We start from the raw sequence: 8,449 nt of genomic DNA, 5'->3' as shown, positions 1-8,449 counted from the left end.
GTCGACGAACCCCCGTTGCCGCCGCCGCAGGCGGTGAGCGCGACGAGGGCTCCCGCGCCACCGACCAGACCGAGGGCGGTACGACGATCGATCGGGGTCGACGACGACGACATGCCCTGGGCCTGCGGCGCCTGACGACCAGATGCGGGACCCCGACCGCGTGAGCTCTGACGTGCCATGGTTCGATCCTTTCAGCGATCGATCATCCGCGCCGCTCCCTTGGCCTGATCGCGTTCCACGACTGCGCACGCGGTCGAGGCGTCAGAGTGCCGTGATCGACTCCAGTGGTGAGCGGCGGGCGGCGACGAGCGCCGGCGCGATGGTGGCGATGGTGCCGGCGACGGCACCGAGGAGGGCGATCACGACGAGCCTGGCGATCGGGATCACCGGTGACGTGATGGCGGCGTTGTCGAGCAAGGTCACGGTCGGGAACGAGACGCCGATGCCGATGGTCAAACCCATCGCAACACCGAGGATCGTCGTGATCGACGCTTCCAGGAGCACCGATGAGACGACCTGGGCCCGGGTCGTGCCGATGGCCCGGGCCACTCCGATCTCGGCCGTTCGTTCCCGGATCGACAGCGCCATCGTGTTGGCCAGCCCGACGAGCGCGATCACCACCGCGATGCCGAGCAGGGCATAGATGAGGTTGAGGATGGTGTCGACAGGTGACGAGCTCGCCCCGGCATACTCCTCAGCGGTCTGGAACCGACCTGACCCGTTCGTCGCTCGCGCGACCGCGTCGAGCGTGGCCTGCTGACCATTGGTGGCCAGGAAGATCGCGACCGTCCCGGGGTCGCTGAACACCGCCGAGTAGGTGTCCTGATCCAGGAGCACCTTCGGGGAGGCGAACCCAGGGAGCGCCGTGGCGAACGATCCCACCACGGTGCCCTTCGCCACGCCGGCGACGCCGCGGATGGTCAGGTCCGAGCCGACGGGATGGGCTCCCAGTTCGGACGAGGCGACCATCATCTGACCGGGTTCGAGGTGGCCGGCATCGGCCCCGGTGGCGTCGAGGTCGTAGACCGCGTCGAGGTTGTCCGCCTCGATCATGCCGACGGGGATCGCGTTCGGGGTCGCGGTCGTGGCTTCCGATGGGTCGGCAAGGAGGCCGCCCGTGACATGGATGGCGGCAAGATCGTTCACCCCGGGCACGGCTCGGAGCTCGGGAGTGAGATCACCCGGGACCTTCCCGGCGGGGGCACCGAGGGGTGTGACGACATGGTCGGCGCGCAGCGCTGACGTGGGACCGACCTGAAGGGTCTTGACGGTCCCGGCGAGGATGCTGAAGAACGCCACGACAGCGATGCCGATCATCAAGCCCGCCGCTGCCGACGACACACGCCGCGGCGATCGGGCCGCATTTCGTGCCGCGATGCGCCCCGTGGCCCCGGCGACGACGGCCAGGACCGGTCGTGCCGCGCCAGCGGCCAGCGAGGCGAACAACGGACCGGCCAGGTAGATCCCGATGACCGCCAGGAGGGTTCCGGCGAGCATCAGCTGGTTGCGCTGCGATGCGATCCCCGCGCTGGTGGCGGCCACACCGATGACCACGAGGACCGGCGCCAAGCCGCGCCGCCACCAAGGGGCCGACGACTCGTCCACGGCTGCATCGCGGAGCGCCGCGGCGGGCGGGACCCGTGAACCAGAGACGGCGGCCCGCAACGCAGAGAGCAACGTGATGACGACACCGATGAAGATCGTCGTTGCCAGTGTTCCAGCCGTGAAGATGACCGGGCCGTTGAACGCCTCGACGCCCGCTCGATCGAACAGCAGTTGGATGAGGACCACCACGAACCGACCGAGCACGAGACCCAGGGCCGTGGCGGCAACCCCGAGGATGAAGGCTTCGGTGAGAACGGATCGGACGAGCTCGGATCGGGTGTTGCCGATCGCTCGCATCAGGGCGAGCTCGCGGCGTCGCTGCACCATGGAGATGGCGAAGGTGTTGGTGATAATCAGCATCCCCGTGAGCGCCGCGACGATCGTGAACACCGTGAGCAACCTCGACAAGATCGTGCTCTCGACGGCGATCCGGGCCAGCTCGGCCTCGGCGGCTGCATCGCCGCTGCGCACCCGTACCGTCTCACCGGACTGTGCGAGATCGGCACGAAGCCCGTCGACCAGTACATCCGGGCTCACACCGGGAACGCCACGCACCACGATCTGCGTGGCCACATCGCCCTGACCGATGAGCGCAGGCTCGTCAGGGGCCACGAGGACCGTGGTCCGCGAAGGGAGCCGATCGGCGGGGCCGTACCGGGCGATGCCGACCACGGTGAGCGGCGTCGAGGAGCGTTCGGTGGCGAGTCGGTACTCGTCACCGAGCACCACACCGAAGTCGCGGGCGGTGGCGGCATCGAGCGCCATCTCACCGGGTCTGGCCGGGGCGCGACCCTCAGCGATGTGCCACCGGGCCGTCTCGGAATCGGTGATCCAGGTCTCGGCCTCGTTGAACGGCCCGCGGCTCTGCCCGATGATCGACCCGTCGGCCGAGAGGAGCGACGCGTTGGCATGCCAGACCGCTTGCGCAGCGGCAACGTCGGGATCGGCCGTGACGGTGCCGAGGACGGACGTCGGGATACCGATGCCGGCGGACACCATCTCCGCAGGACCGGAGAACCCTGCCGGGGGCGTGCCCGGAACCGCGTCGATGACCGCGTCGATGCCGGCCTCGCCGGCCTCGACCGTGGCCTCGTCCCCGGCGCCGATCGAATCGGTGAGCGTGAGGGTCGCGTTCACGAAGGCCACACCCATCACGATCGCGAGGAAGGTGAGCAGGTACCTGCTCCGACTGATCCAGAGCTGGCGCAGAACACGGCGGGTCATCGGTCGGCTCCGAGTGACTTCATGCGATCCAGCACCCCGTCCGCGGTCGGGCTGGCGAGCTCACCGACGGGAGCGCCGTCCTGGAAGAACACCACGTTGTGGGTGTGTGCTGCGGCGTACGGGTCGTGGGTGACCATCACGATCGTCTGACCGAGATCCGAGGCCTTCCGTAGGTGCGACAAGATCTCGCCGGAGGTGTGCGAATCCAACGAACCGGTCGGCTCATCAGCGAAGACCACCTCCGGCTTCGACACCAGGGCCCTGGCGACAGCGACGCGTTGCTGCTGTCCGCCACTCAGCTGGGACGGCCGGTTGTCGAGGCGATCACGGAGGCCGAGCACCCCGATGAGCTCGTCGAACCACTGGGGGTCCACTCGGCTCCGGGACAGATCGAGCGGATACGTGATGTTCTCCCGGGCGGTGAGGGCCGGAAGGAGGTTGAAAGATTGGAAGATGAACCCGAGGCGAGTACGCCGCAGGATCGTGAGGTCGCGGTCGCTGAGATCGCGCAGATCGACGCCACCGATCTCGACCGTGCCCGACGTGAGCCGGTCGAGTCCGGCCATGCAGTTCAACAGCGTCGACTTTCCCGAGCCCGACGGCCCCATGACCGCAGTGAACTGACCTCGGGGAAAGGCGATGGTGACGTCGTCGAGCGCCCGGACTTCGGCGTCGGCGGAGCCGTAGACCTTCGTTGCTGCCGTGAGGGCAACCGATGGTGTTTCGTCGGTCATCACGTCCTCCTTCTGAGACATCCAGTCTCGCTATGAGACATACTGTATCAGAAGAACACACCGATACACTCTGTCTCATGTCACCGCCCGGCGAGACCCAGCCCGATCCTCGGATCACAGCGACCCGCAGCCGGGTGCTCGCTGCGGTCTCGTCCCTCCTCGAGTCGGGCGGTCCGAGCGAGGTCACCCACTCCTCCGTGGCCCGGGCGGCCAAGGTCGGACGCGCCACCGTCTACCGGCACTGGCCCCGGATCGACGACCTGCTGGCCGATGCGATCGAGACGCGCCTGGGAGTGACTCCGCCCGGAACGACCGGCAACGCGCTCACCGACCTCCGGTCGATGCTCCTGGCGATCGTCGCTGGCGTGTTCTCCGACGACAGCGCCGTGTTCTTCACGACGCTCCTGGTCCAGGGAGGCGACACCCCGCAGATGGATGCCCTGCGGCGAGAGATCATCGAACGCCGGATGGGCGCGATCCGCGACCTGGTCGAACGCGGTGCCATCGACGGATCGATCGACCCGACCCTCGACCCCGACCGGGCCATCTCCTATCTGGCCGGCCCGATCATGCATCGACGCATCGTCCTCGGTCAGCCGGTCACCCCGGACTTCATCGACGACCTGCTCCTCCGAGTCGCCGCCACGCCGCCCTGACCAAACACCGGTTGCGACGGTGTCATGTCCAGGCGTCGCTGGGCGAGGCGTGCAAGACCTTCGGGGACGTCGTGGAGGATCAACCCGAAGGCGATCAGGAAGACACGACACAGCTCTTCGGCCCGCAGCCCGGAGTCCTCAGGGGTGCGAGGGAGGGATGGCCGCGTGCAACACCGCCAAGAGCCCCGCACCCCAGGCGCGCACCAGCCATGTCGAGGCGTCGATGGCTTCGATCAACGCTCGTTACCACAACGATCACCGGTGGTCTCGGCAGGGCGCACAGCGCTCGGCATCTGCCGACCAGCGTCCGGTACCTTCGTCCCACGCGATTCCGTCCGCCGGATTCGACGAGGACCCGGTCTGCGAAGCGGGGCCGAATCCCCGGTGGAATACCCCATGGGGTATCTGTGTTGCAGGACACACACGACACGTCGACCGCCGACTGCTGATCCAACAGATGGAGCCAACCATGCCCGCTTTGCACCTCGGGGACGAAGCCCCCGATTTCACCGCCATGACCACCGATGGCGAGATCTCGTTCCACGACTGGAAGAAGGGCTCGTGGGCGGTGTTCTTCAGCCACCCGGCCGACTTCACCCCGGTGTGCACCACCGAGCTCGGTCGCACCGCTGCGCTGCAGAGCGAGTTCGCCAAGCGCAACACCAAGGCCATGGCCCTGTCCATCGACCCCATCGAGGAGCACCACAAGTGGGCCCCCGACATCGGCGAGGTCACCGGAACCCCCCTCAACTTCCCGATCGTGGCCGACCCCGACCACCGCATCGCCGAGCTCTACGACATGATCCACCCCGGCGAGGGCGACACCTCCACCGTGCGGTCCGTGTTCATCGTCGACCCCGACAACAAGCTCCGCCTCATGCTCACCTACCCCAAGTCGGTAGGCCGCAACTTCGACGAGATCGTCCGCGTCATCGACGCCCTCCAGGCCACCGACGCCAACCCCATCGCCACCCCCGCCGACTGGCGCCCCGGCGACCGCGTCATCGTCGCCATGGCCGTGTCCACCGAAGACGCCAAGAAGCAGTTCGACAACGTCGAGGAGTTCAAGCCCTACCTCCGCTACGCCGACGCCCCCCAGTAGTCCGAGGACGGTCAGAGGCAGATCCCCGTGGCGGTGCCGCAGGGTTCATGAGCGACTGGCGGACGGGCAACCCTTCGCCGGCGGAGCGACCAAGCCGGTCCGCTCCGCCGGTGGAGGGCTCGAACGCGTGGAAGAGCGGTTGCCGCGATGGAGTGCGCCCGCTCATCAGTGAGCGGGGTCGCCCCTTGTCCTAGCGGGACCTCGAGACGGGGGGTGTCGACAACCGTCCCGCTCGACGAACGTTCTACCGATTGTTCCTCCGGGTCCCGATGGCCGGGATCTACACCATCACGGAGGAACATCATGAACGGATACGTGGCACAACGCCGGGGTCGCTTCTACGCGGTCATCTACGAAGGCCGCGACCCGGTCACCGGCAAGGAGATCCGCCGCTGGCACCCGGCCGGCACCGATCGGGCAGAGGCGGAGAAGCTCGCCACGAAGCTCGCCGCCGCCGAGACCAAGCGGGTGGGCGCGGTGCGGTCGTTGACCTTCGGCGCGTACCTGACCAGCCAGTGGCTGCCGGCGAAGAGGCTGCATCTCGCGACCAGCACCTATCGGGGCTATGAGCGCAACGTGCAGCGCCACATCCTCCCGGCGCTCGGCCGGACCAGCATCCGGCGGCTCCGGTACCAGCAGATCGAATCGCTCTACGAGGCGCTGCTCCATCCGGAGACGGGCCGAGGTCTCGCACCCAAGACCGTCTATGAGATCCATCTCGTCATCCGCGGCGCGCTCGCCGACGCGCACCGCCGAGGGCTCGTGACCCGCAACGTCGCGCTCGTGGCCCGCGCCCCAAAACGAGGATGTCCCGTTTGCTGTTGAAGTCGCTGCGGGTGGTGGTCCCTGTTGTCATGCAGCGTTGGACTCGCTCTGGTCAGTCTTGCATGGCGGTATGACAGTCTCGGCGTGACGGGCGAGGGCAGCGACAAGGTGGGGCATCTGGGCATGCCCGCGGACCCGCCGGAACTTCTTCTCGGCTTCGAGGAGGCCGGCGGCGCACCAGCGTCGGCGCATGTCGCCCTCGTTGCGCCAACGCTTCACGTTGCGGGTTGTGGTGCGAGCGATCGAGATCATCGACTCGATCATGTTCGTGCACACCAGCGTGCGAGCAAGGGTGCCGTCGATGCCGAGACGTCTCACGGTGAACATCTGCTCGAGCCCTTCACGCAGGGAGCCGGCAGCGTCGGGATGGGTCTTGTCGAGCTCGGCGGCGAGGGCTTTGGCTTTGCGAAGCCCGGCGTCGGGGTCCGGGTCCGCGAACGCGCCGCGGAGGCGGGCATCGACTGCCTCTCGGGCCGTCTTGGGGAGGTGGTCTGTGACGTTGCGGCGCTTGTGGATCTGACAGCGCTGCACCAGGGCGAGATCGCCGAACACCGAGGCGACAGCGGAGGCGAGCGCCTTGGCGCCGTCGATCACGACCAGCAGGCCACCCGACGCATCGAGACCCCGGTCGACCAGGTCCGCCAACAGCGCCTTCACGACCGTCGCGTTCTCGGTGTCGCCCAGACGCAACCCCACCGGCACCTTGGTGCCATCAGCAGTGACCACAAGGGCAACGACGCACATCGCGCCGGCGAAGTCGGCTCCGTCGACCATCAACACCGCCGCATCGAGCCCGGACAGGTCCCGTGCGAGGAGGCTGTCGAGCGCCTTCTTCGTGCCCGACACGAACCGGCGCGACACCGTCGACTTCGACGTCGAACGAGCCTTCGCCCGCTGCGTCTCCCCGATCGGATCCGCGACCCGTTCGAAGCTGCGGGTGGCGACACCGGCGAGCATCCGTTCCATGATCGTCGCGTTCAGGAGATCGCCCTGAGCGAACACCCCGAACGACTCGAGCGGAACCTCACCACTGCCGTCGGCGGCTCGCACCCTCGGCCGACGGATCGGCAGCCGCTGACCACCCATCACCACCGACGACGCGGTCGTCCCACCCCGCACATGAGTGCGCTCGGGATCCCGGGCGTTCCACCCGCCACACAGCCCGGCAGCCTCATCGGCCATGATCGCTACCGCGGTCGCCAGGCCAGCCTCGACCGCGACAGCCATCAGCCCTTCCCGACACGCCGAGGCGATGTCGGTCAGCGTCACCGCCAACTCCGTCGGCATCTGCGCGAGCGCGGCGTCGGCCTGATCGACCAGCCTCACAGCCAGTCCGTCTACGTTCTTCATCAGGTGGTCCCTCTCTCAGGTCGTTGTGGAAGACCTCCTGACGATGCCCGATCGGCACCGCCCGGAGGGGGACCACCACCCCTCTACTTCAACATCTCCCGGGACAATCTCCCCAAAACAACGGTCGCTGCAACGGATCGAAGGTGTCTCGCTGACGGATGAGGAGCTCCGCCAGCTGTTGCGCACCGCGGCGGGCCACCGGTTCTTCCCGATCTACTGGCTCACCGCCATGACCGGGATGCGCCGCAACGAAGTCCTCGGGCTCAAGTGGTCCGACCTCGACGCCACCAAGAAGCGGCTGCACCTCAACCGCGGGCTCGTCGCCGTCGGCTACGAGGTCCACCAGACCCGCGGCAAGACCAAGACCGCCCGCCGCGTCATCGAGCTCGACGCCACCACCATCGCCGTGCTCGAAGGCTGGCGGGCCTACCAGGCCGCCGAGTTCGCCGCGGTCGGCATCAGCGAGAGCGACGACTGGGTGTTCACCGACGGCGACGGTGAACCGGTCCATCCCCACGCCGTGTACGAGGCGTTCCGGCGGATCGTCCACAACGCCGGCGTCCCCACGATGCGGTTCCACGACCTGCGCCACACCCACGGCAGCCTGCTCATCAAGGAAGGAGTCCCGGTCAAGGTCGTCTCCGAGCGGCTCGGCCACGCGCACATCGCCCACACGCTCGAGACCTACCAGCACGTCCTGCCCGGCATGCAGGAAGACGCCGCCCGAACCGCCGAACGTCTCGCCGACCCACGCCCGACCGCGAAGAAGCCGAAGAATCCTACGAAGCGGCCCGGCAAGACGCCGGTGGAACGTCGTGGGAACAACCGGAGGAAGGCCGCCTGATCCGCAGGAACGTCCCCTGAACTGCGAAAGCCCAGGTCGCTGACCTGGGCTTTCGTGCTTCAGATGGTGGCGGGGGCAGGATTTGAACCTGCGACCTTCGGGTTATGAG

General features: G+C 67.8%; 7 protein-coding genes. 4 read left to right on the top strand and 3 right to left on the bottom strand.

Features of this window, described 5'->3' with window-relative positions:
• Positions 1 to 261 precede the first annotated feature (261 nt).
• Together M9952_16480 and M9952_16475 are read right to left on the bottom strand one after the other, a co-directional pair.
• Entirely contained in the window at positions 262 to 2,829 is a 2,568-nt protein-coding gene (locus tag M9952_16480; GenBank protein MCO5314521.1) for an FtsX-like permease family protein, read from the bottom strand.
• A complete protein-coding gene (locus tag M9952_16475) occupies positions 2,826 to 3,563 on the bottom strand; it encodes an ABC transporter ATP-binding protein (GenBank protein MCO5314520.1) in 738 nt (245 codons plus the stop codon). Before M9952_16475 ends, M9952_16480 begins: the two co-directional genes overlap by 4 nt.
• A gap of 77 nt (positions 3,564 to 3,640) precedes the next feature.
• Here M9952_16475 and M9952_16470 point away from each other — a divergent pair, with 77 nt between their 5' ends.
• The 3 genes from M9952_16470 to M9952_16460 all read left to right on the top strand — a co-directional run bounded on the left by M9952_16470 (position 3,641) and on the right by M9952_16460 (position 6,146).
• Positions 3,641 to 4,219: a TetR/AcrR family transcriptional regulator gene (locus M9952_16470; GenBank protein MCO5314519.1), complete on the top strand. Its 579-nt coding sequence runs from the start codon at positions 3,641 to 3,643 to the stop codon at positions 4,217 to 4,219.
• Positions 4,220 to 4,688: 469 nt separating this feature from the next.
• Entirely contained in the window at positions 4,689 to 5,321 is a 633-nt protein-coding gene (locus tag M9952_16465) for a peroxiredoxin (GenBank protein ID MCO5314518.1), read from the top strand.
• A 303-nt stretch (positions 5,322 to 5,624) separates the two neighbouring features.
• On the top strand, positions 5,625 to 6,146 hold the full coding sequence (locus tag M9952_16460; GenBank protein MCO5314517.1) for an N-terminal phage integrase SAM-like domain-containing protein: 522 nt from the start codon (positions 5,625 to 5,627) through the stop codon (positions 6,144 to 6,146).
• 27 nt (positions 6,147 to 6,173) lie between these two features.
• Here M9952_16460 and M9952_16455 read toward each other — a convergent pair whose 3' ends face one another.
• Positions 6,174 to 7,496 (bottom strand): IS256 family transposase, encoded by a 1,323-nt coding sequence (locus M9952_16455; GenBank protein ID MCO5314516.1) that lies wholly within the window; start codon positions 7,494 to 7,496, stop codon positions 6,174 to 6,176.
• 178 nt (positions 7,497 to 7,674) lie between these two features.
• Here M9952_16455 and M9952_16450 point away from each other — a divergent pair, with 178 nt between their 5' ends.
• A complete protein-coding gene (locus M9952_16450; protein ID MCO5314515.1) occupies positions 7,675 to 8,340 on the top strand; it encodes a site-specific integrase in 666 nt (221 codons plus the stop codon).
• Positions 8,341 to 8,449 lie beyond the last annotated feature (109 nt).

This window comes from Microthrixaceae bacterium, from assembly GCA_023957975.1.
Classification (GTDB): Bacteria; Actinomycetota; Acidimicrobiia; order Acidimicrobiales; family Microtrichaceae; genus JAMLGM01.
The sequence above is the reverse complement of the archived record's forward strand: the minus strand, read 5'-3'. Positions and strand labels throughout refer to the sequence as shown.

Bases quoted from the DNA above. Each gene is read 5' to 3' on its own strand.
- M9952_16480 (MCO5314521.1), bottom strand. From the start codon at position 2,829: ATGACCCGCCGTGTTCTGCGCCAGCTCTGGATCAGTCGGAGCAGGTAC.
- M9952_16460 (MCO5314517.1), top strand. From the start codon at position 5,625: ATGAACGGATACGTGGCACAACGCCGGGGTCGCTTCTACGCGGTCATC.
- M9952_16455 (MCO5314516.1), bottom strand. From the start codon at position 7,496: ATGAAGAACGTAGACGGACTGGCTGTGAGGCTGGTCGATCAGGCCGAC.
- M9952_16470 (MCO5314519.1), top strand. From the start codon at position 3,641: ATGTCACCGCCCGGCGAGACCCAGCCCGATCCTCGGATCACAGCGACC.
- M9952_16475 (MCO5314520.1), bottom strand. From the start codon at position 3,563: ATGACCGACGAAACACCATCGGTTGCCCTCACGGCAGCAACGAAGGTC.
- M9952_16465 (MCO5314518.1), top strand. From the start codon at position 4,689: ATGCCCGCTTTGCACCTCGGGGACGAAGCCCCCGATTTCACCGCCATG.